Source organism: Photobacterium sp. GB-1 (assembly GCF_003026165.1).
In the GTDB taxonomy this organism is placed as follows: domain Bacteria; phylum Pseudomonadota; class Gammaproteobacteria; order Enterobacterales; family Vibrionaceae; genus Photobacterium.
This window is the reverse complement of the sequence record NZ_PYOB01000012.1, coordinates 1-21,962: the sequence shown is the minus strand read 5'-3', so window position 1 is coordinate 21,962 and position 21,962 is coordinate 1. Positions and strand designations below refer to the sequence as shown.

The window sequence follows — 21,962 nt, the reverse complement described above, 5'->3', positions numbered from 1 at the left end:
GTTACTCTGTAACATACGGTAGAATAAACAAATTACAGAATGTAGACGTATAGAGATCAGCACAACATGAAACGTATTCCAACCAACATTATTACTGGCTTTTTAGGTGCTGGTAAAACAACTGCGATTCTTTCTCTTCTTGCTCGTAAACCTGAAAATGAAAAATGGGCAATTCTTATCAATGAGTTTGGCAATGTTGGCGTCGATGGCGCAATTCTCGAACAACAAGGCGCCATTATCAAAGAAGTTCCTGGTGGCTGCATGTGCTGTGTTGCTGGATTACCCATGTCTGTTGGTATTAATGCCCTACTGGCGCAAAAACCTGATCGCTTACTGTTAGAGCCAACAGGATTAGGTCATCCAAAGGAAGTGATCAACAAGCTAACTTCTGGCATGTATGCAGATTACGTCGATTTACGTGCCACCATCACCCTTGTTGACCCTCGTCACTTTGCTGATAGTTTCTATACTGATAATGAAAACTTCCAAGATCAGCTTGCTCTTGCCGACGTTGTCGTTGCTAACAAGATCGACCAATGTGATGACTACGATCTTTTCACTTTCCAATCAGCGATTGAACAAGCAGAGCCAAAGAAAGCCTTAATCGGTGAGGTAGAACTCGGTAAACTAGAACTAGAGTGGCTTGATATTCCACGTATTGATCGTGCAGCACAACATAGCCATCATCACGACGATCACCACCACGATATTGCTCCAGAGCCAGAAATTGAGCTATTACCAGGGCAGCAATTCATACGTAAAGAAAACCACGGTCAAGGATTCCACAGTTGTGGTTGGTTCTTTGCCGCTGATCAACATTTTGAATTTTCAAAGCTTTTCAGTCTATTCTCAAGCTTAAATGCGAACCGTGTAAAGGCTGTCGTAAATACTGAAAATGGTTGTTTTGCCTTTAATGTTGTCAACCAAGTGGTATCGGTTAACGAACTATCACTCGAAGGTTTTGAATCCCGCATTGAAGTGATTGATAATGAAGTTTTACCTTGGGATGAGCTTGAACACATTCTTTGCTCTATTATTTTGCCTTAAGCAAACACCATCAGGATCACTCATCAAACAAGCAAGGTTTAATTGGTTTGACCTACTAGAGTAATAGCAGGAATAAACGATAAAAAAATGCTAATTTATTAAATGGAACTTATAAAAACACAAGGGAGCACACATGCTAAACCCTAGCACTGCAAAAGCAGTCATCGATCATGCGCTATTTTTAGGTGCCGATTTTGCCGAACTCTTTGTTGAACATCACCAATCTAACTCTGTGCAGTTAATTTCAGGTGAAATCGATAAAATCAACTCAGGGATCGACTTTGGTATTGGTATTCGTCTATTTTTCGGATTTAAAGTTCTGTACGGCTACACCAACAGCACAGACGAAGAAGAGTTGAAACGCGTTACTAGCCTACTGGCAGCAAAAGATAAACGTGAACAAATTTTATCTGCTGGAAGTTTGAATTTAAACCGATTTTCCAATAAACACAGTTGCCAGTTACCATTAAGCCAAGACGCTAATATGGCAGCAAAAATTGCGTTTCTTCGCCAAGCAGATGAAGCGGCTCGCGCTGAAAATGAAAAAATTAGTCAGTTTATCGGTAACATTGCTCAACGTGAACAACAGATTGAAATCTTCAACTCTGAAGGTTTGCACATTGGGGATACTCGTCATTATACCCGTATTTCTGCTAATGCCGTCGCGCAAAATGGTAGCGAACAATCCACTGGCTATGAAGCGCCTGGCGCATTCACAGGTTGGGAATTTAATAGCAAGGTCAATCCAGAGCAGTTAGGTCAAGGTGTGGCTAAACAAGCGATGGTTAAACTGTTTGCTGATGCTTGTCCGTCTGGTGAAATGCCAGTAATCATCGGTAATGGTTTTGGCGGGGTGATCTTCCACGAAGCGTGTGGTCACTTGCTTGAAACCACCTCCGTTGCGAAAAAAGCCTCTGTTTTCTACGATAAAATGGGCGAAACCATTGCTAATTCAGTCGTGAACGCAGTGGATGATGGCACGATGGTAAACGAATGGGGCTCTATCAATATTGATGATGAAGGCATGGAAACCCAACGCACTCAGCTCATTAAAGACGGTAAACTGACTAGCTTTATGGTTGATCGTATGGGTGGTATGAAAACAGGCTTTGCTCGTACAGGCTCTGGTCGTCGTCAATCCTATAAATTTGCGCCAACTTCACGTATGCGTAATACCTTTATCGAACCCGGCGATAGCAGTCTTGACGATATGCTAGCGGGTGTTGAGCGCGGTATTTACGCTAAGAAAATGGGGGGTGGTTCAGTTCAACCCGGTACAGGTGAGTTTAACTTTGCAGTGCAGGAAGCCTACCTTGTTGAAAACGGTAAAATCACTAAACCTTTAAAATCTGCAACTCTAATTAGTACTGGTCCTAAAGTATTAAAAGAAATCAGCATGGTTGGTAATGATTTTGCCCTTGCGGCAGGTATGTGTGGTTCTGTCAGTGGTTCAGTACCAACAACTGTGGGTCAAGCTGCATTGAAAGTTGATAATATTCTTGTGGGAGGTGGTAACTAATGGCTGATCAAAATAAATTACAGCAGGCCATCGACCATGTGCTTGAGCGTGTAACTCAAAAAGGCGCGAGTGCCGATGTGATTGCTAATCGTAGCAATAACTTCTCGCTTAAAGCCAATAATGGCGAGCTCGATGAATACAAGGTAACGTCAGGACAAGTGATTGGCGTCCGCGTGGTAAAAGATCAGCGTATTGCCACCAGCTATTCTGAGTCATTAGATCCAACGAGCCTTGATCTAATGGTTGATAACGCGCTATTGAACGCCGAATATTCACAGCAAGATCCACATCAAACCATTAGCTGTATTGATAGTAAAATCAGCACAGATTTAAGTGAGATTTATCAAGATGATGATGGCGATGTAGATCAAAAGATCGCTCTAGCTCTATCACTAGAGCAAGGCGTAGTAAACAAACCAGACGCTAAAAGCGCGCCATATAATGGCTTTGCTGAATCAGACGCCCATGTGATTTTAGCCAATACTCAAGGTACGCTTTGCCATCACAGTGAGCGTTCGACCTACTGTTATGCTTACAGCTTAATTGAAAAAGACGGCAAGCAAGCGATGCATGGCGGTATGTCATCAGGTCGTAAGTTCAGTGAGTTAGATGCTAACTTCTGTATTAACTATGGCTATGACATGGCAAAAGCCCTACTCGATGGTTCACCTATCGCTACCAAACAATACCCTGTCATTTTCACCCTAAGCTCACTTAGTAGCTTATTCGGTGCATTTGGAATGTGTACTTCTGGTCAAGCTGCAATGAAAGGCATTAACCCTTGGCGTGATGCGATTGGTAGCCAAGTGGCGAGTCCACTTATTACCATCACTGACAAAGCTTATATTGAAGGCGGTTTTTCTATTAAAGCCTTTGATAGCGAAGGTTTTGCCACTCGCGATACTGTTCTAGTCGGTGAAGGTCAACTAAATAGCTTGCTGCACAATAGCCATACCGCGAGTTACTTCGGGATCGACAACACCGCGAATGCATCACGTTCGGCAAAAGGTGGATTAGGTGTTGGCTCTCGTCACACGGTTATTTCTGAAGGTGTGAACAGCATTGCTGAAACCACTGCAGGTGAATATGTAGAGCTTGTTGAATTGCAAGGTGTTCACTCTGGCGCCGATGCTATCAGTGGTGATTTCTCATTTGGTGCAAGTGGTTTCTTATGCCGTGATGGTCAACGTATTCAAGCAGTACGTGGTATTACGGTAGCAGGTAACTTCTACCAAATGCTCAAAGAAATAGACGCGGTAAGTAATGTATTAGAACACGATTACAATCGAAGCTTCTATGCGCCCAAAATCCGTTTTGCTCGCCTAAATATTGCTGGTAAGTAAATAAACCGATAAAACCTTGCGACTGTTTACTTGTTCAAATAAGTTATTCAGACGTAAGGTTTTATTTTATCTAACTGAATGCACAAGAAATAGGATATACAGGTAGATTAAAATCATGTTCAATTTTAATAAATTTTCCTTAATGAGTAAGAGCAATCAAAATGTCTAATGTCGTTCAATTCTCTGCATTCAGTGGTAATAAGAAAAATAGCGCGGCTTCACCCTCCACATCACCTAGCCCTAAAGCATTAAGGGAAGAAGCCGCACTAAAACAAGACAATTGCTGCTACTTTTGTGGCACTCAAAAAGATCCCAAAGAGCTAAACTGGCTGAATAAAGTAGGCTTTAAACAAAAAACGCATGTTGTTTGCGGTACGTGTAGCTCTGAAGCTAAATCAAGATCAATGGATGAGCTACGCATCATTCTTGCGCTTAAAGCAATGGATTTTAGAACAATTAAACTCAAACAGTTTCTGGAATTAAGAGAAAAAGGCGTTCAAATAGATGGAGTTCGCGACTACAAATTCTACTTTGAAACCATTAATTAATCACATAGCGCATCGCTTTTAACAACATCGATTAACGGGTTTTATTTATTCCATTTTTTGTTTTTTAGATATTGTAAATATCACGTTCATAATCAATTCAATTGTTCTATGTTATTTGCAGCTTATCAAAATGAGATAATAAAAAATGAAGGATTATTTTAATACCCATTACCCTGATGTTGAGTACCTTCGCCGTAAGGCAAAATTCAACTTACCTAAGTTTGCATTTGAATATGTCGATGGCGGCTGCAACATTGAAATGGGACTCAAACGCAATACTCATGATATTCGCCAAATTGAGCTAATCCCCTATTATCTTCGTGATTACAATTCGATTTCTTTAAAAACCACCCTGTTTGGCGAAACGTATGATGCGCCATTTGGTATCAGCCCTGTGGGTTTACAAGGTTTGATTTGGCCAAATGCACCTGAAATATTGGCGCAAGCCGCTTTTGAACAAAATGTACCTTTTATTCTTAGTACTGTTTCAACCTCTCCGATTGAGAAGATTGCCGATATCACAGAAGGTAAAGCATGGTTCCAGCTCTATCACCCTGTTGATGACAAGATTACAGATGACTTACTTAAACGCTGTGAAGATGCTGGGATCAAAACATTAGTATTGCTTTCTGATGTCCCTACTTTTGCTTATCGCCCTAAAGAAATCCGTAATGGTTTAGCTATGCCGCCCAAAATGACATGGCAAAACATTGTCGAAATAATGTTGTCACCCAAATGGGCATTAGCCACGTCGAAAAAAGGACAGCCTCAGTTCGAAACTTTATCTAAATATATGTCAGGCTCAATGAACATGCACCATCTCGCATTATTCATGGATAAAACCTTTAATGGTCGCTTAAGTGAAGATAAAGTCGCACGTTTACGTGACAAGTGGAAAGGCAACCTAGTATTAAAAGGCTTATCAACAGTTGAAGACAGTCAAAAAGCCATTGCGCTTGGCTTAGACGGCATCATTATCTCAAACCATGGTGGTCGACAATTAGATGCAGGGCCTTCTACTATTAGTAAATCCATTGAAATTATGGATAAATGCAAAGGTCAAATTACGATTATGATGGATAGTGGTATTCGTGACGGAGCTGATATTGCTCGTACACTCTCAACAGGAATTGAGTTTGCCTTTCTTGGTCGCAGTTTTATGTATGGTGTTGGTGCGTTGGGTATTAACGGTGGTCATCACACTATTAATATGTTGAAAAGACAACTACAACAAGTGATGGAACAATGTTGTTGTGAATCAGTCAGTAGCCTTACTGATCATATTGCCAAACGTAACCCTTTTACGTTGGATTAAGGCACTGTCTGTACTCATGGATTGTGGGTGCAGGCAGTTTAAAAAACCAACAGTGTTATAGCTAATCTTTTGATTATTCAATAACTTTACTTTAGTTAAAACAGTAATACCATAATAAATACAAAAGGTTACTTATATATTTAAATTATACCTACAGGGTAAACTGCGCTAAGATAGAAAAAAATATAAGATCAAATTACTGTTATGAACCTTACTGCCATCTCTACTCTTCTTATTGAAAATAAGATTTTCGCCAATCCTCGTCGTATTGCTCTACTCAATGCCATCCACCAAACAGGTTCGATAAGCAAAGGAGCAAAACTTGCAGGTATTAGTTATAAAGCCGCTTTTGATGCCGTTAAGGATATGAATATTCTTGCTGGCTCTGCACTTGTAACAAGTGAAAAAGGCGGTAAAGGTGGCGGTGGCGCGGAGCTCACGCGATTTGGTTTACGTTTAGTGCAAATGTATGAACTGCTAAATCAAATTCAAGATATGGGCTTAAAAGCCTTAAATGATGAAAGCGCGCCATTAGATAGTTTGTTGGGTATCATGTCTCGTTTTTCATTACAGACAAGTGCGAGAAATCAATTCTTTGGGCACATTAGTTCTATCGAACGTCATAGCTTGCATGATCGCGTTACGATTACACTTACCGACACCCATAATATCTCTGCCACGATCACCCATGGCAGTACGGTAAAACTTCAATTGGAAAAAAACAAAGATGTCGTCGCTCTGATTAAAGGCCCAGCAATTACAGTTTGTAGTGAAGAAAATATGATCCACGGAAAACGTGATCGTTTTGATAACCAATTATTAGGCACGATAACGTCAATTCAGCAAGATACGAAATCAACCGAAGTTACTATCGCATTAAATGATGATATTACCGTCTGTGCATTAGTAGACAATCTAGATCTAATAGAAGAAAACCTTCGTATCGGTATGTCTATTTATGCCCTATTTAAGTCAAATCAAGTCACTATCGCAACAATGTGCTAACAGGTTTATGGAATATCAACAAAGCCACTGTGATCATGCTTTATATTTAATTGATCAGAAAAAGACTGATACTCTTGGTATTGTTTATTGATCAAGGCCGCCCCACCACAAACCATTAATATAAGCGCTAAACGGCTTAACCAAATATTTTCTTTCTGCATTGAATAAAACAATAAAATAACGGCGAGAAGTAATAGCACTACACTCTCAACACTTATATTTTGTATAAAAAAGGTGACCACGACATCAATCCTAAAAGCATAAGTCGACGCAGTTTAATGCTTTTCAAGTGGAAAGCATTGAAAATATTAGAAAAACCCTAATATTTTACACAACTCTGACAATTAAGTGTAAAAACATCACTATTCCAGCAATAGTGATGTTTATTCAATCGCAGTAATTGTTCAAAATTCAATCTATCTTGTTTTGATGTCTATTTAGTAATGCATATTCTACGCTTTTCTGGTTCCAGAAACACATTGCAACAAGGCAAAATACTCCCTCGTATAAATGAGGTAGGAAGATGAATTATGTATTGCCTCTATATCACTAGCCCACCATCGATTTTCAATGTTTGACCAGTAATGAAGCTTGAATTATCACTCGCTAAAAATAGCACACCATTTGCAATATCTTGCGCTAGCCCCATACGTTTTAGCGGCGTTTTAGACACCATATAATCAATCACTTTTTCAGGTAAATCGACTGTCATTGGTGTTTCAATAAAACCAGGCGCAACACAATTAGCACGTACTTTTGCCCCTTTACGTGCAAACTCTTTTGACCATGATTTTGTCATTGCAATCACGCCAGCTTTTGTCGCTGCATAGTTGGTTTGACCAATATTACCGTCTGTACCAACCACCGATGACATTGTGATAATAGAACCCGAACCAGAAGCCATCATTAACGGAGCAACGACTTGTGTCATGTTAAATACACCTTTCAAATTGACATCAATGACAAGATCCCAATCATTCTCCGACATATTTTCAATTAAGTTATCCCGTGTAATACCTGCGTTGTTCACTAATACGTCAATGGTTCCATACTGTTGTGCGATTTTTGTGATCGCCTCCGATACATTAGCTCTATCGCATACATTTAATTCGAGTGCAGTTACATTAGGAAATTGTTGCTCTAAATCGGCCATGGCGCCAAAATTCATATCACATACAAATATATGCTTTGCGCCTTGGTTAGCAAAGGTTTCGACAATACAGCGACCAATACCTTGAGCACCACCAGTTACAAGGCAAACCTTATCCGTTAGCATTTTTACTACCCCTCTTAAAAAGACATTTTTACTCTATATACTTATTATTACGTCCAATACATAAGCTCTAATCTTTACGGCTTAATATAATAATAGGTAACCTGTCCTCAGCGTGCAGTTGCATTAAAGCAATTCACTCTTGCATATAATCAAATAACGTTCCACAAATAAGAAAAAGACAAAATTACCGTGAAGATTGCTTTAAATCATAAACTATAACGTTACTATTTACATTTGATACTCCTGAACGTTATTAACAATGCAAGGAATGCGAATGTTAGACAAAATTGTTTTTTTTCTTCATGTCGTACGCTGCAATTCAGTGACGGATGCTGCAAAACAATATGGTATATCGCCGTCTGCTGGTAGTCGCTGGCTCACAGAGCTTGAAGAAAACATGGGAGTTAGCCTTGTTAAACGTACCACGCGAAAAATCACACCAACACAAGCTGGCAGATTACTATTTAAACAATTTAGCCACATCAATAATCAAATAACCGATGCCATTAATGAAATACAAAATTTAGGCAATGATGATATTGGTACAATAAAAATTGCTAGTACCCCTTTGTTTGCTAAGCATTTTTTGAGTAAAATTATTGGTGAATATATCAGTAATAACCCTACTATCAATTTTGTTGTGATCGAAACAGCGTTTGAAGTGGATAATGTCCACGATGTCGATTTTGCCATTCGAGCAAATGCAACTTACCGCGGTTTTCAAAACAAAGACAGTTTACTGGTTAAACGTTCTCTTTTCAGTGAACCGTTAAAAGCCTGTTGTTCGCCAAGTTATATTCAACGCTATGGAGAGCCAATAATACCCCATGATCTAAAAAAGCATTTGTGCCTATTTGCAACAACATTAGTCGGTGGAAACAAGTGGATCTTTGAACAACATGGTGAATATAACTCTGTTCAAATACCTAGATCGGTAGAAGTAGACGACAGTGAAATTTTAAAAAATATCGCCCTAGCCGGTGGAGGGATTGCTTACCTGCCTTACAGTTTGATTAAACACGATCTTCAAGAAGATCGGTTAGTCACGGTATTAAACAATTATGTTAGTAGCGAATTTGAACTGAGTTTGTATTATAAACCAAGAAAATATATGCCAGTGCGATGCGCTAATTTCAAAGATTATCTATTACAACGTGTAAAAGAACTTAACCTCGAGCGTCAAAGCCCTAAACAAAACTAGAAGCCTTACAGCGTATGCTACATATTGATTTATCATCAAATGTATACACACAGTAAGGCTTCAAGAAAAACGGTTATTTATAACTGATTATCAATCGTTAACACCTAAAGTATTTCAACTGTTCGCTTTGCTTTTCAGCAAGATCAGATAACTCTTCACTTGCAACCGTACACTGGCTTAAACCTGATGCATTTTGTCGAATGATATGATGAATATTCTCAATACTATTACTGATATCCATTGTGACTTGTAACTGCTCTTCAGAAGCGGTTGAAACATGAGTATTCATATCACTATTCATTGAAATAGCCGCAGTGATGCCCTCTAGCGCTTCATTTGCTTTAAAAGCGACTAATTTATTGCTTTCTAATGTATCAATTGCAGATTGCATACGCTCATTTGCTGAGGTCGATTGCTCTTGCAGACGCTCTATAATCTGCTGTGTTTCTTTTGTTGATGCTTGTGTTCTTGCTGCTAACTGACGAACTTCATCAGCTACCACGGCAAAACCGCGACCACTTTCTCCTGCGCGTGCGGCTTCTATCGCAGCATTAAGTGCCAATAGATTAGTCTGTTCTGAGATGCCTTGTATCGAGTCAATAACTTGGCTAATTTGCGCCGATTGTACTTTTAGTTGCGCAACAACATCAGCGGCCTCCACTAATGATTCAGCCATTTCTTCATTTGCTTGTTGGTTGTTAGAGAACAAATCAAGGCTCTTATTAGCCAACTCACTAGCACTTTTTGAATTTTCATCAGATTTTTGTGCAGCTTGAGTAACTTCTTGTGCCGTTGTTGTTAATTGATCGATTGCTGTTACCACTTGCTCAATCTCAATCACTTGGTTATTTGCGTGAGTCTCAGAATCTTTCATCACAATTGATAATTCAGTCGATGAGGCTGCGACATTACGACCAACATCATTTAATACCGCCACAGTTGAACGCAATTTAACAATCATGCGATTTAAATTACGTGCCAATTCACCCACTTCATTAGAGCCGTCAACGGTGATTTCATCTTTCAAGTTACCATCAGCTATTTTCTGCATTGCACGTTGCAAATCAGTAATTGGCTTAACAATCATTGAACCAATGACTAAACAAATAATAATAGCGATTATCAATGTAATGATAAATTCATAACCAATCGCATTTATTGTTTGTCCGTGCTCTTTCTTTTGCTGGGTAATATAAGCATCTGCGGTTAAATTTACACGCTTATCCAACGCATCAATTGCTGAAATCATGTCATCACCTAATTGGCGATATTTAACAATATATTTTTGATATTCAGAGTCGGTTATTTGACCGGAATGCCTAAGATCAAGCACTTCTAACATTGTGTCTCGGCTAAAGCTAATATAGCTGATCATTAATGTTCGAAATGCTTCTAATTCTTGGTTTATTTCAGGTATTTTTTGCAATTTTGCAATCGCATTTTTGTTACTTAACTCGCTACTATCAAGAGACTTGGATAACCGTGATAATAAATCTTTATCATAAAGCGCATAAATTGCACTTACTCTCATTGCGTAACTATTGCTAATTAAACTCGCGGTACTATCTTTAGCTTCAACAACTAATTGTGTTGTTGCGTTCATTTTATCAACACTTTCTATAAGGTTATTTCGCCCTAGCATTAGTCCAATAAATAATAAAACAGCCATAAATATAACAGGAATAACTAACTGCAGCTTTATTGATATATCCTTAAGTAAAAACATTAACAACTATCTCCATGTTGTTTGTATTCGTTTTTTATTTCTCGCATCATAAACAGTATTAAATAAATATATCAATAATTTTATTGATATATTTATAAAAAATAATGAATTACTAAAAATCAAGGTAAATCATACGGTTAATTTTCATTCTTTATTTATCCAATCTTATGCATGTTATTTATTCATTATTTAAAAAAATAAACAATCATGCTTTAAATAATTATTTATTTTAGTAATCGATGTGATATTATAGAAATATTAGATATTAAATCTTCATTCACATTACACACAGTATATTAATCTTAATTTACTACATTTCATCCAGAATTTTTTACTTGATGTAGAAATATTTACTCACATTTAGGGAATAACCAACCAAACTAAATACCTAAAAAACACCAGTGTATACCAATAAAGCCTTCACTCTTTTTAAAAAGAGATTATGATTAACAAAGCAAATCGCACAAACGACGATATTTAATACACTATGAATTTATACAACGTACTTCTCCGTTACCCTACTTTACGGACTTTGCTCAACTTTAGAACCAACATCGCTGCATTTAGCTTCATTACTTGCTCAGTACCTTTGTTCCTTATGGGTCATGTAACCATGGGGATTGCATTTTCTCTGGGTAGTATTAGCTGTGGCTTTGCTGATACGTCTAGTGTGACAAAATATCGCATTCTTGATTTTTGTATCGCTATTCCTGTTTTCTTTCTTATCAGCCTAGGAACTGAAGCCGTTTTCCCACATTCAGTCTTATTTGTTATTAGCTTAACGGTTGTCAGTTTTAGCTTATTTATGTTGGCTGTTTTAAGCCCAAGGCTAGGGGCTATCGGTTTTGCCTCCATATTACTCGCTATATACGCTATGTTACTGCATTTAGATGGTCGACCTATTTGGCTTGTTCCTTTGTGGTTAACCTGTGGCGCTTTGTGGTACATTTTTTGGCAAGCGTTAGCCATCTACTTTCTTCCGAACCAAGAATCCAAAGATATCCTGTCTGATTTGTATCAAGCGATTGCTAAAAAGCTTATCACTCACGATCACGGCTTTATTTTTTCTTCCGACAAAAATGAGTTGTTTATTAAATCGGCGCAATTACGATCCCAAATTGCGGGCTTATCTCACACCTTAGAAGGTCGAATTCACCAGCAATTTACTGCTGGTGAAGATAGCGCAAAACTGCAAGATATTTATCGTTTCTTAAAAGTTGCTGAGCGTATTAACGAACAAACACGTTTACTTTATTTCATTCCAACTTCAAATCTCCAACAAACATGTCCTGAATGGTTAGATAAGATTCACCAAGCAACGTTAAAAATAAGTCAATATTTAGAGCAAGTGACTGTCGATAATGTTCATCGTATAAACGTTCCAAGCATCGACTTTGAAGAGTTACGCCAATATACAATACAAGAGAACATAAAAGAGGAAGCACTGGCTGCGCTTTCATATATTAATAAACTGGATATTATCTACTTAACACTTCAGCAGTTGAACCAACAAACAAGCCAAACATTAAGCTCCAGCATTATTAAGCCAATTGTTGTGTCATGGAAATGGCGAGAGTTAGCCTCTAAGTTAACCAGTCAAATGACGTTAAAATCGAGTTATTTTCGACATGCCCTTCGGGGAACATTAAGTTTAGCGACGGGATTAATTATTGTTCGAACATTAAACTTAGACTTTGGTTTTTGGACTCTTATGACTAGTTTATTGGTATTACGTCCGAATTTATCAATGACATGGACACGACTACTTCAACGATTAACCGGTACAATTTGTGGTTTATTGGTTGTTGTTGCATTACTGCACTTCCAAGTATCGTCAAGCATCCTGCCGTTCATCTTTTGTATCGCTGTAATACTTTTTTTCCATACCTCTGCACGTCATTACGGCTTTGCGGTATTCTGCGTGACTTTGTTTGTATTCGCAGGCTTCTCTCTTAACGGACAAGGCGATAATATTCTTTTACCTCGCCTAGACAGCACTGTTCTGGGTGTTTTCTTACCTTTATTATTTGTATTTATCTTATCACCTGGTTGGAATAAGAAATTATTCCCAACTCAATTAACGGCAACAACAACAGGCTATATTGATTATCTGGTCTCTTTAAAAATGTACGTAGCAGATAAATCAGATAGTACGGCCACTCAGTTACAACGTCACTACCAAGATTGCGTGGTTAACGATACCAATCTGTTTGATCATTGGATGGGCTATTTAGGTGAACCGCATAGAAAGTCACAAACAGGCGAGCATATTTTATTATGCAGTCGCAGCTCTAATATTATCTTGCGTATATTGACCCAACTGAATGAAAACAAGCAGTCTTTGTCACTGGATTCTACCATTGATAGTGATCTAGATAGTGTAATTGCATCTCTAACAGAGCTAGATAAAACACTTAAGAAATCGCAAAACCACACAGAACTATTTAAGCACATATCAAAACAAGAGAAATTGATTTATCAATCTTTCATCTATATTGAAAATGAAATATACAAACTTGATAACCATACGTTACTGCAGTTATTAGCAAAAGAAGTGGACTTATTTACATCTGCAATCAAAGTTAATAATATTTAACTCTAGAAAGCCCGATAATTATTATCGGGCTTTTTCTTATCTCTTATATTAGAGAAACCTGCTTATTGCTAATAATATCAAAAAATCATACGCCCGTTACTTTTGCAACTTTTTAATCATGACCTTTACTCTCACATGCTGAATATTAAAATCGTAATACTTCTTTTGGATGAAGCGCTAAACCTCTTTTTTGAGTGAATCAGGTGTTTTATTAATTGGAGCACGGCCAGTGTTGCCATGAATAACACATCGAATCCCTTCTTTGCGATAACGACGCAAGTAACGCTCAACGGTTCTTCGTGATTTTTGCAGCAATTGAGTAGCACTATTGATGGTAATTTTACCCTCAATAACTTTGCTAATGATATCAACAGTGAATTGAGATTTAGCATCCATGTAGAACATCCTTAGCTCCTTCTAAGGTCTAATTAATTACTTTAAAAGATAAGCTAATTCAGTCCCGACATATTCCCTTGGTAGTTAGCGTAATGACAAAGTCGCTTGGTGATCACACTGAGCTAGCCATGATAGCTAGCTCGTTGTTGGACAAAACTTTGTTAGATAGCCAGCTCTATTTGGACAAGTTGATATTAGGAAAAGTAAGGGTAAGAATCGACGTATTTTCAACATTAGCCCTTATATCATTAGCAATATTTACTTATATAAGGTGGCTTATTCAATACTTCCGGATATGTAAATTATTGTTTCATTGCTCCAAGTTGGGTTGCAATCTCATTTGCAGTCGGTGCAGTAACAGCAAAATACAAACTAACTGCACCAACAATAAAGCTAACAATCGTGAGCGTATAGGCTATGTTCGTTTGTTTTCGCATTTTCTTTTGCTCTTCGAGTAGCTCTTGATACTTAGTTAATATATTCGTAATTGGCGTCAATATGTGTTTGTCGGATTCTTCACCTGATTTATATGATAATTCCGACACTCGCAATAAAGATGGCTTAACTTCATCAGGCATTGTATCAAAAGGTTCTTCTTTTTCGATTTCAGCAACTAGATCCTTTAATTTTTCAAACTCTTCTGGATGTTTTATGCTTTTATAAACGCGATATAGTGCTTCGCGAGAGCTTTTTGCTGATAGCTCATACGCACGCCCAATTATAACAATATCTTTACTTGTAAGTTTAAAACCAGCTTCAATTTTAGACTTTAAATCTTCTTGTAACTGATTTATGCGGCGTTCTCTTGTACGTTTAACCCAAAGGGCTAAAACAAATATACCAATGAACAGAACCGCATAAAGTGCAAACACTCCATATTTTAAATAATCAGACATTACTAAATATTTCTCCTATTCAGATAATAGTATATTAATAATCATTCTTTTTTTGCGCGTAAAAATATACTTATATAATACTCGATATAATCTATATATATCATGAGATTGATAACACTTTTTTACACCTAATGCTTTATGAGAAAATGAAAAAAGTAAGAAATGTATTAAGTAATTCTGATTAACATAAGAAGATGTAAATAAAACTAATCCAAAATCACGTTAATGCGATATGAATGATTATTTGCTCTAAATGATAATGGGGCATTTACGAGTTAGAGGGTACATCAGGGACAGTGTGATCACCAAGCGATTCTGTCGTACCCTCAATACAAGTTAAATCCACAAATTTCAAACAGCACCAAAACAGACAATTAATTAATTAACGGGACAGGCACCCTAAGAGGAAAACAATCCAGCCCCGTCGGTGCTCGAAGCAGGTCGCGGACTGTTTGTCGTAGCCGCACAAAAAGGTGCGGCGCACACAACGAGAAACACAATGATAATAAGGTGTGGCTGACACATTAATAAGAGAAGAACGTGCGGTGGTCATCGTGGGCTCCAACTGGCATCGTTAGATTCAATCTACCCCGGTTTCAGCCCTGCGTCTTTTCAAGATACTGCGTTTTTGATTCTTCACTCACCTTGCTGAAACTGACAAATGTGTTCTTTTCTTATCATGTCTGTCCTTGCTATTTTCTTGCTATTTTGGTCACTTTGCCAGTCTTAGCACGTAATCTGGAAACTCACCCTTTGTAGCAGTGAGTGACCAACAGAAGTGTGATTAGTTTTTCCTTAAAGTGCCTGTCCCGCTTAATTAATCATGCCATTGTTACCCGAGAAGCCATGCGCCTAGATGGCGCGGCAGCGGATAACACAAGCCGTTTCACCCACCGTGGTCAGTCATGGTTGATGAGCAAAGGTTTTCCCTACCTGTCTTAAGCCTGTTCGGGACAAGGGCATCAAGCCCGAGTGTCTCAGGTACGGAACTCATTAGAGGCCGAGGCGAGAAAATCACCTCATTCTACTCAAAGAAACGAGCCTGGATATATGTCAGTACTGACCTTCCCTTAAGGGGAATGAAAACCAGAGCATCAACGCTGAACACAGTGGTAAAAACCACCTCAATATCGTCTCGCTACGCGAAACGATGAGAACATTTGGGCTTGACGTTCGGAGAGCGTCCATATATGTCCTTGCTATTTTTGCTATTTCACGAGGTGTTCAAATCGTTCATTGATATTCACGGCATTAAGTCAGGAACGATCGGAAAGATGTTTGTGGATTTTGTTTGATGTGGCGCTATCGACGAAGTAGAAAGCCAGTCAAAAAAAGAGAGTGCTCATGGAGCACTCTCTTTTTTAAGAATCAATGATAAATCCATCATTTCGAATAATTAGCGGGAGGTAAAGCCTTTCCTCCCACTGATTTTGCATTACTACTTAGGACAAATTAAATCACCAAGACGACGCCCGTTAACAAAGTCTCCGGTATAATGACAGCCGCTTTCATACTTAATTTCACCCAAGCCATGCATCCGTCCTTTGTGCCACAAACCTGAATATCTATACTTCCCAATAATCACCTCCTCGCCAAAACCATTACGGCGATTGTCAATGAAACCACCTTTATAAGTAGAACCATCGGGAAAAATAATCTCTCCATTTCCATTTAACGCATCGTCCAACCAGTCTCCAGAGTATCGAATACCAGAATCAGGATGTGTAAACGATCCTTGGCCTGACCGCTGCCCGATGTCATCATATTCTCCAACATAATACTTGGCCATATTCATGGGTTCACGAGAACTCTTTAGTATACCTCTTTTGTAAAAATGTAATGTGACTAATTCATTCTCAATATAGAGCTTAAATCCGCCATTTCTTCTACCTTCCACATAAGGACCAATTAATAGAGCACCATCCACTCGCCGTTCCAACACGCGACCAACCAACGTACCTTCAATATATAAGCCATTTAAAGAAGTACGATTATTTGATTGTGTTCCGTTACCATGAGGCATGCCTTTGCAAAAGCCTCCTTCATAGCTCCAACTACCTATTTCTACATTCTTGACATGCTCTATTGGAGAGCATGTCTTACGATACTCCTCGGCAATATCACCTGACATTGAGTGAGGTGGTATTAGTGCGAGTGCTAAGAAAAAAATTTTAGAACATCTCATTGTTGACCCATAGCTTTTATTATTGCCTCTAAGTTCATATAGTCTGCAGCTGAATCATTTAGTTTTCCAAAGCTATCCAATGCGTCGTTAGGCGTTCGTTTGGGTAGAAATACTTTTGACAAAGAATCTGTATTACTCGCTCCTACTGTTGAAATCTTGCTTCCCCAGCTAAGACCGAGATCCACTGAATGGAACAATATTTCTCGCTCTCGCCCACTTAAACCAATAGAACCTAAGTTATCTTCACTTAAAAGACCATAAACGCTATTCTTCGCAAAGTTTCCGTTTAAACCATATTGTTCAGGTAGCCGGGGGAAAGGAACGCCTAAGTTCCTAAACTGGCTGTAAGCATCTGTTATATTTCCAACACCATGCGTAAGCATGATCCCTCTTAGAGAGCCTGTCGCGGCCGAAGCTGGGTGTACTGCTGCAGCTACTTGAGCGATGCCTCCTGTCAACGTTGCAAACGCTCTAACTCCGTCTCCATATCTTGGCAACGTTGCATCTTCACTATTAATGACATAATCAACGGGACCCATTGCTGCATAAAATTCGTATTCATCCCCATTACTTACTAAACTCATCAGCTGCTTACCTGTATCCGAGTATTCAGGTAATCCCTCGAAGCTGTTCAGGGTGGTAGCTAATTGCTCTTCGGTAAACGCAGATAGTGAACCTTTAAGCAGATCATATGTGTCGACATAGCCTTCCAATCTTTCATGGTACATAAAGTCATCTTCAGCACCTGACAAACGCATAACGACGCCATCTCTGGTTAACTCTCTCACTCTCGCAAGTTTTAACTCGTTCTGTTGATCATAGGCAAACTTAATGGTGTCGAAGTCTTGCACATTTCCTTCGATAGCTGCAACAGCGAGTGCTCTCCTTTGTTCTTTAGAATAAATATCTAGCTCACTAAACCCACTCGGATCCTCTAAAAACTCTTCGTTCACTTCTTTCAAGGCCAAATAAAGGTCATGATCTTCGAAATTAGCAGGAAGCGTATTATGACTCACCCTACGAAGTCCAAAGCCAGGCTGCTGCTCATCTAATTCATCCCAGAAACTGTAGTCATCGGATGATTGCGTTTCTAAAGAACCTAAAAGTGATTCGAGTTTCTCTCTTTTCTCCATAATCCCTTTAATAGAATTACCCAATGCATTTCCAAACGCATCAGTCAGCATTTGCCCCGCATTATCACTGAAGGATTCTCCACGTATAGCAGACGAAGTAGCAGCACCCGCAAATCCACTTAAAGTATCTCCAACAACACCCAAGCCATCAGTCAATCCAGACGCGCCTAGATTAACTAACGATCCAGCTGCAGAAGCCGCAAGATTCTTCCAACTAAATGAAACATCGTTACCCAGCGCTTTATTACCCAGATAGTTAGTGGTGTAGTTCACTGCACTGTTAACAATTCCATTTGCAGCGTGACGTGCTCCCAAATGAGTTAATTAATTAACGGGACAGGCATCCTAAGAGGAAAACAATAACTCTTCTATCAGCAACACATTGTTGAAATGATAGATTCAAAAGAAAGGCACTAGAAATGGGCTTGTGAGGCAACTTACCCTCAATACAAGTTAAATCCACAAATTTCAAACAGCACTAAAACAGGCAATAGCCTGTTGGTTGTTAGTGTTTAAGTTGAAGAAGAAAGTTAACCGTCAGGCAGTCTAAACCCTGATAGTCGTTTTCGGTTTAGGTGAGGAAGCGCCACTTTCATCGCTTGACTGCTGCCCACTAATTTTCCTCGCTCTATGTGAGTACAAGTGCTCAGCCATTCGGCAGAGTGAAAACCGAGTCTGGAAAGAATGGGCGGTAAGGCAGTGTTGATGTGGCCACGCTTGCCTTCTCGGATTTGTCTTCCCGTCCAGTCCAACAGTTCAAGGTAATCCATTAATCGAAACGGAAGCCCTTCTGGCATCGGCTCTCTGGGGATGCCAGCAAAAGGAAAGAGGTAAGGTGCGGTGTGTTGTTCGTTTCTCAGTGCTTCGATACGCGCTTTCACGGACGTATATTCAGAGGTTTCAGGGGTGTCTGCGATATCAGCACGAACCGGGTTTAAATCGACATAGGCCATGGCAGCAGCGAGCGCCTTTTCGTCTAGCAAGGCTTGGCTTTTAAATCGCCCTTCCCAAAAGTGGCCCGTGCATTTTTCTTCTCGGTTCGCCTTCGTCGCGATATGTTGATTGAGCAAACGCATAAACCAACTGATGCTGGTCAGTCGCTCTCGCCAACGTTCGATCATTTCTTCGCAACGTTCACGCTCGGCCTCGGAAAGTGTGTCTCCTTGAATAAAGCGGTTGACCAACACCGGACCTGCATGCAGTGATAGCCAGCGCTCCGCAACGGACTCTAGAGACAATGATTCCGCTTCTTTAACGTTAATGTGCAAAACGACATGATAGTGATTGCTCATAATGGCGTAGGCGCACACATCAATGCAGAAAGTCTGCGCTAACAGCAGTAATCGGTGTTCTATCCAGCCCCGTCGGTGCTCGAAGCAGGTCGCGGACTGTTTGTCGTAGCCGCACAAAAAGGTGCGGCGCACACAACGAGAAACACAATGATAATAAGGCGTGGCTGACACATTGATAAGAGAAGAACGTGCGGTGGTCATCGTGGGCTCCAACTGGCATCGTTAGATTCAATCTACTCGGATTTTCGCTCTGCGTCTTTTCAAGATACTGCGTTTTTGATTCTTCACTCACCTTGCTGAAACTGACAAATGTGTTCTTTTCTTATCATGTCTGTCCTTGCTATTTCAGGTATCGCCATTTTGAAACGGTTATCATAGAGCCAGTTTACGATGGCCAACATGGCAATGATGACAAGCGCTCTCCAGCTCAGCATATCCCAGAGAATATATAAAAGACTGTAGTTACTTTCGGGGGAGTAGATCAGGTTCATAACAAAATTTAACTAACATCAAAACTCACGCCCCATCGTTTCCAAACGAGACCCAAATTATCTTTTATATTGTCAGCATATAGATATTCGTTATACGGTTGGTGTGAAAATGCCTAAATTCAACCTCAATTAAATTAGGAAAGCAATTATTAAACTTACAGGGATTTTAATTATCTATCGATAAGAACCATTTAAATCAAGGTTCAGTTCACATATCTAAAGATCAATTCCCTCTCCATTTATATATTTAAAAACACTTTATCGAGCAATCATATCAGTTGCTGTATTTGTTCAGGAAAATAAATATGCGCCCAATAGGGTCATAACAAAACCAATCATACTAATTAATATTAAAACCCTTGAAAAAAAGAATATCCATCGTTTATTTTGTGGATACATACTGATGACTTTATTGTTAAACATATAACCAAAAATTAGAGCAGGGGAAACAGGAATACACATAATATACAGACTATCGTAACTACCCTTGTCATACTTTTTCATCAGAAATCCAATATAAACAGATAGCATAACAAAAGAATATATACTGATGCCACTCAATATAAATATCAGAAAAAAAATCAATTTCGTCATAACCATTCTAATCACACCTCAACTAAGTAAGCAAGAGTATAAAGAATACCGCTCTGATACTACTTTACCTATCGATGGGCTAGTGTTTCCCAGCCCATCAATCATTTTAAAGTATCAATCAAAGTATTTTCTAATACTATTAACGGCATCCATCCCTATTTCATACCCGTCAGCAACAAAATCAACAACCTGAGGCTTGTAATAATCCCAAATCATATCTACTTGTTGATCAACTTTGTAAGCCGTATAAGTACCTGTTGATAATGCAACCGCAGGTGCGAAAGGAGCCCCCAACCAGTCATTGCAGTGAGTGTTCCGGTTGTTGTGCCAACTACTCCACCTGCCGTATAAGATACAAACCCACTCCCAGTTTGCTGCAAATAATCTAAAGTCGTCGCGATATATGCCCTAGGGGTATTTCCATGTATTGCGAAGTTATCAGTTGCATCTGTCGCAACTTCACTGAACTCTCCAGCCAACCCCATAGTTCTTGCAAACTGCCCTACAGGTGAACTGCTAGAAACCAACTGAGATGTTTCTGCGGTAACAGTTCGTTCTCCATAGTGTCTTAATATATCTTCACCTCCAAAGCTTACACTATTATACCCAAGAGAACTTGATGTCTGAGAGAAGTTATCCATTTCCGGATTCCATTTCCCTTCACCAGAATCAGAGTCTATTTCTTCGGAGTATCCGACTTTCAAACGTAGATTAGATAAACATGCGGATACCTTGTTAAAAGATATTCGCAACAACGACCGCGTACTTTTTATTTTGAACCTTGAGATGTCACCACATGAACGAGACACTACTGATGATCTCGACACTCTCACCAAGCAACTTCCTGCACTTCGGCAATTATTGGATCAAATGTGTGGCAACACTAATAGCCATCTCTTTATTGCTACATACCACGAACCGTTGCAATCGCTTCATCTATCAAGAACCCATATTGCCATTAAACAACCAGGTTGGAAGACTTTTATGTGCGGGGAGGAATTACAAACATGGCAAAAATGGTTAGATAGCGTGTGGTTAACACAAAAATAGAAGATAAATAAATCAGAGAAAAGATATTGAGTAAACTTTTAATTTAATCGTTATTTATTTGAAATAGAGACTATGAATTTCAGAGAAATTTTTAACTACGAGGCTCAACCGTTGAGTATGAGTGTTGAACAGCTACTAGAAGATGATGTGACAACTAAGGCAGCTAAGCGAGGGCCAACCTCGTTATTAGAGCGGCAGATTGAGCAGATCAGCCAGCTACCCCTGTAGTGGTCAACAAATACTAGCCACGGTTTTAGAGGTTAACCAATATAATCGTTCTGATTCATTCGGTGTTAATCCGCCATTATATTGATGTGGTCGTAATTGGCTGTAATAACCAATAATATAT

General features: G+C 39.1%; 19 protein-coding genes and 2 pseudogenes. 11 read left to right on the top strand and 10 right to left on the bottom strand.

What is annotated here, in order from left to right:
• Positions 1-66 precede the first annotated feature (66 nt).
• The 6 genes from C9J45_RS12780 (at position 67) to C9J45_RS12755 (ending at position 6,777) form a co-directional block, all read left to right on the top strand.
• The gene (locus C9J45_RS12780; protein ID WP_107261270.1) at positions 67-1,047 is read left to right on the top strand and encodes a GTP-binding protein; all 981 of its coding nucleotides are present in this window, start codon (positions 67-69) and stop codon (positions 1,045-1,047) included.
• A 133-nt stretch (positions 1,048-1,180) separates the two neighbouring features.
• Positions 1,181-2,566, top strand: a complete 1,386-nt coding sequence (locus tag C9J45_RS12775) for a TldD/PmbA family protein (protein ID WP_107207845.1) — start codon at positions 1,181-1,183, stop codon at positions 2,564-2,566.
• Positions 2,566-3,909 carry a TldD/PmbA family protein gene (locus tag C9J45_RS12770; RefSeq protein ID WP_107292616.1) on the top strand — a complete coding sequence of 448 codons (1,344 nt, stop codon included), beginning with the start codon at positions 2,566-2,568 and terminating at the stop codon, positions 3,907-3,909. Before C9J45_RS12775 ends, C9J45_RS12770 begins: the two co-directional genes overlap by 1 nt.
• Positions 3,910-4,070: 161 nt before the next feature.
• The gene (locus C9J45_RS12765; RefSeq protein ID WP_107207843.1) at positions 4,071-4,457 is read left to right on the top strand and encodes a hypothetical protein; all 387 of its coding nucleotides are present in this window, start codon (positions 4,071-4,073) and stop codon (positions 4,455-4,457) included.
• A 145-nt stretch (positions 4,458-4,602) separates the two neighbouring features.
• A complete protein-coding gene (locus C9J45_RS12760; RefSeq protein ID WP_107292615.1) occupies positions 4,603-5,772 on the top strand; it encodes an alpha-hydroxy acid oxidase in 1,170 nt (389 codons plus the stop codon).
• A 204-nt stretch (positions 5,773-5,976) separates the two neighbouring features.
• Entirely contained in the window at positions 5,977-6,777 is an 801-nt protein-coding gene (locus C9J45_RS12755; protein ID WP_107287894.1) for a TOBE domain-containing protein, read from the top strand.
• Positions 6,778-6,782: 5 nt separating this feature from the next.
• Here C9J45_RS12755 and C9J45_RS12750 read toward each other — a convergent pair whose 3' ends face one another.
• Positions 6,783-7,019, bottom strand: a complete 237-nt coding sequence (locus C9J45_RS12750; RefSeq protein ID WP_107261266.1) for a hypothetical protein — start codon at positions 7,017-7,019, stop codon at positions 6,783-6,785.
• Positions 7,020-7,318: 299 nt separating this feature from the next.
• Complete coding sequence (locus tag C9J45_RS12745) at positions 7,319-8,053, bottom strand: beta-ketoacyl-ACP reductase (RefSeq protein ID WP_107292614.1); 735 nt, start codon at positions 8,051-8,053, stop codon at positions 7,319-7,321.
• 274 nt (positions 8,054-8,327) lie between these two features.
• Between C9J45_RS12745 and C9J45_RS12740 the strand changes: the two genes are divergently transcribed.
• Positions 8,328-9,254: a LysR family transcriptional regulator gene (locus tag C9J45_RS12740; RefSeq protein ID WP_107247006.1), complete on the top strand. Its 927-nt coding sequence runs from the start codon at positions 8,328-8,330 to the stop codon at positions 9,252-9,254.
• A gap of 97 nt (positions 9,255-9,351) precedes the next feature.
• Here the strand turns inward: C9J45_RS12740 and C9J45_RS12735 are convergent, their stop codons facing one another.
• Positions 9,352-10,980 carry a methyl-accepting chemotaxis protein gene (locus C9J45_RS12735; protein WP_107247004.1) on the bottom strand — a complete coding sequence of 543 codons (1,629 nt, stop codon included), beginning with the start codon at positions 10,978-10,980 and terminating at the stop codon, positions 9,352-9,354.
• Between the two features lie 487 nt (positions 10,981-11,467).
• Here C9J45_RS12735 and C9J45_RS12730 point away from each other — a divergent pair, with 487 nt between their 5' ends.
• Positions 11,468-13,576, top strand: coding sequence for an FUSC family membrane protein (locus C9J45_RS12730; RefSeq protein ID WP_233217748.1), 2,109 nt, complete (start codon positions 11,468-11,470; stop codon positions 13,574-13,576).
• Positions 13,577-13,756: 180 nt separating this feature from the next.
• Here the strand turns inward: C9J45_RS12730 and C9J45_RS12725 are convergent.
• The 3 genes and pseudogenes from C9J45_RS12725 to C9J45_RS21770 all read right to left on the bottom strand — a co-directional run.
• Positions 13,757-13,981 (bottom strand): annotated as a pseudogene (locus tag C9J45_RS12725) (helix-turn-helix domain-containing protein); the annotation flags it as partial.
• 293 nt (positions 13,982-14,274) lie between these two features.
• Positions 14,275-14,868, bottom strand: coding sequence for a hypothetical protein (locus C9J45_RS12720; protein ID WP_107292612.1), 594 nt, complete (start codon positions 14,866-14,868; stop codon positions 14,275-14,277).
• Between the two features lie 412 nt (positions 14,869-15,280).
• A pseudogene (locus tag C9J45_RS21770) lies at positions 15,281-15,421 on the bottom strand (alpha-amylase family glycosyl hydrolase); the annotation flags it as partial.
• 212 nt (positions 15,422-15,633) lie between these two features.
• On the opposite strand from C9J45_RS21770, the gene C9J45_RS21545 reads away from it, so the two are divergent.
• Positions 15,634-15,810 carry a hypothetical protein gene (locus tag C9J45_RS21545; RefSeq protein WP_158260225.1) on the top strand — a complete coding sequence of 59 codons (177 nt, stop codon included), beginning with the start codon at positions 15,634-15,636 and terminating at the stop codon, positions 15,808-15,810.
• A 496-nt stretch (positions 15,811-16,306) separates the two neighbouring features.
• Here the strand turns inward: C9J45_RS21545 and C9J45_RS12710 are convergent, their stop codons facing one another.
• The 4 genes from C9J45_RS12710 to C9J45_RS21510 all read right to left on the bottom strand — a co-directional run bounded on the left by C9J45_RS12710 (position 16,307) and on the right by C9J45_RS21510 (position 20,857).
• The gene (locus tag C9J45_RS12710; RefSeq protein ID WP_107292611.1) at positions 16,307-17,053 is read right to left on the bottom strand and encodes a hypothetical protein; all 747 of its coding nucleotides are present in this window, start codon (positions 17,051-17,053) and stop codon (positions 16,307-16,309) included.
• Positions 17,050-18,459 (bottom strand): hypothetical protein, encoded by a 1,410-nt coding sequence (locus C9J45_RS12705; protein WP_146144325.1) that lies wholly within the window; start codon positions 18,457-18,459, stop codon positions 17,050-17,052. The genes C9J45_RS12710 and C9J45_RS12705 overlap by 4 nt, the downstream gene beginning before the upstream one ends.
• 257 nt (positions 18,460-18,716) lie before the next feature.
• Positions 18,717-19,679 carry a transposase gene (locus tag C9J45_RS12700; protein ID WP_107292609.1) on the bottom strand — a complete coding sequence of 321 codons (963 nt, stop codon included), beginning with the start codon at positions 19,677-19,679 and terminating at the stop codon, positions 18,717-18,719.
• 998 nt (positions 19,680-20,677) lie between these two features.
• Positions 20,678-20,857, bottom strand: coding sequence for a hypothetical protein (locus C9J45_RS21510; protein ID WP_146144324.1), 180 nt, complete (start codon positions 20,855-20,857; stop codon positions 20,678-20,680).
• A gap of 492 nt (positions 20,858-21,349) precedes the next feature.
• Here C9J45_RS21510 and C9J45_RS12680 point away from each other — a divergent pair, with 492 nt between their 5' ends.
• Both C9J45_RS12680 and C9J45_RS21765 read left to right on the top strand, forming a co-directional pair.
• On the top strand, positions 21,350-21,613 hold the full coding sequence (locus tag C9J45_RS12680; protein ID WP_107292605.1) for a hypothetical protein: 264 nt from the start codon (positions 21,350-21,352) through the stop codon (positions 21,611-21,613).
• A gap of 72 nt (positions 21,614-21,685) precedes the next feature.
• Positions 21,686-21,841 carry a hypothetical protein gene (locus C9J45_RS21765; RefSeq protein WP_233217743.1) on the top strand — a complete coding sequence of 52 codons (156 nt, stop codon included), beginning with the start codon at positions 21,686-21,688 and terminating at the stop codon, positions 21,839-21,841.
• Positions 21,842-21,962 lie beyond the last annotated feature (121 nt).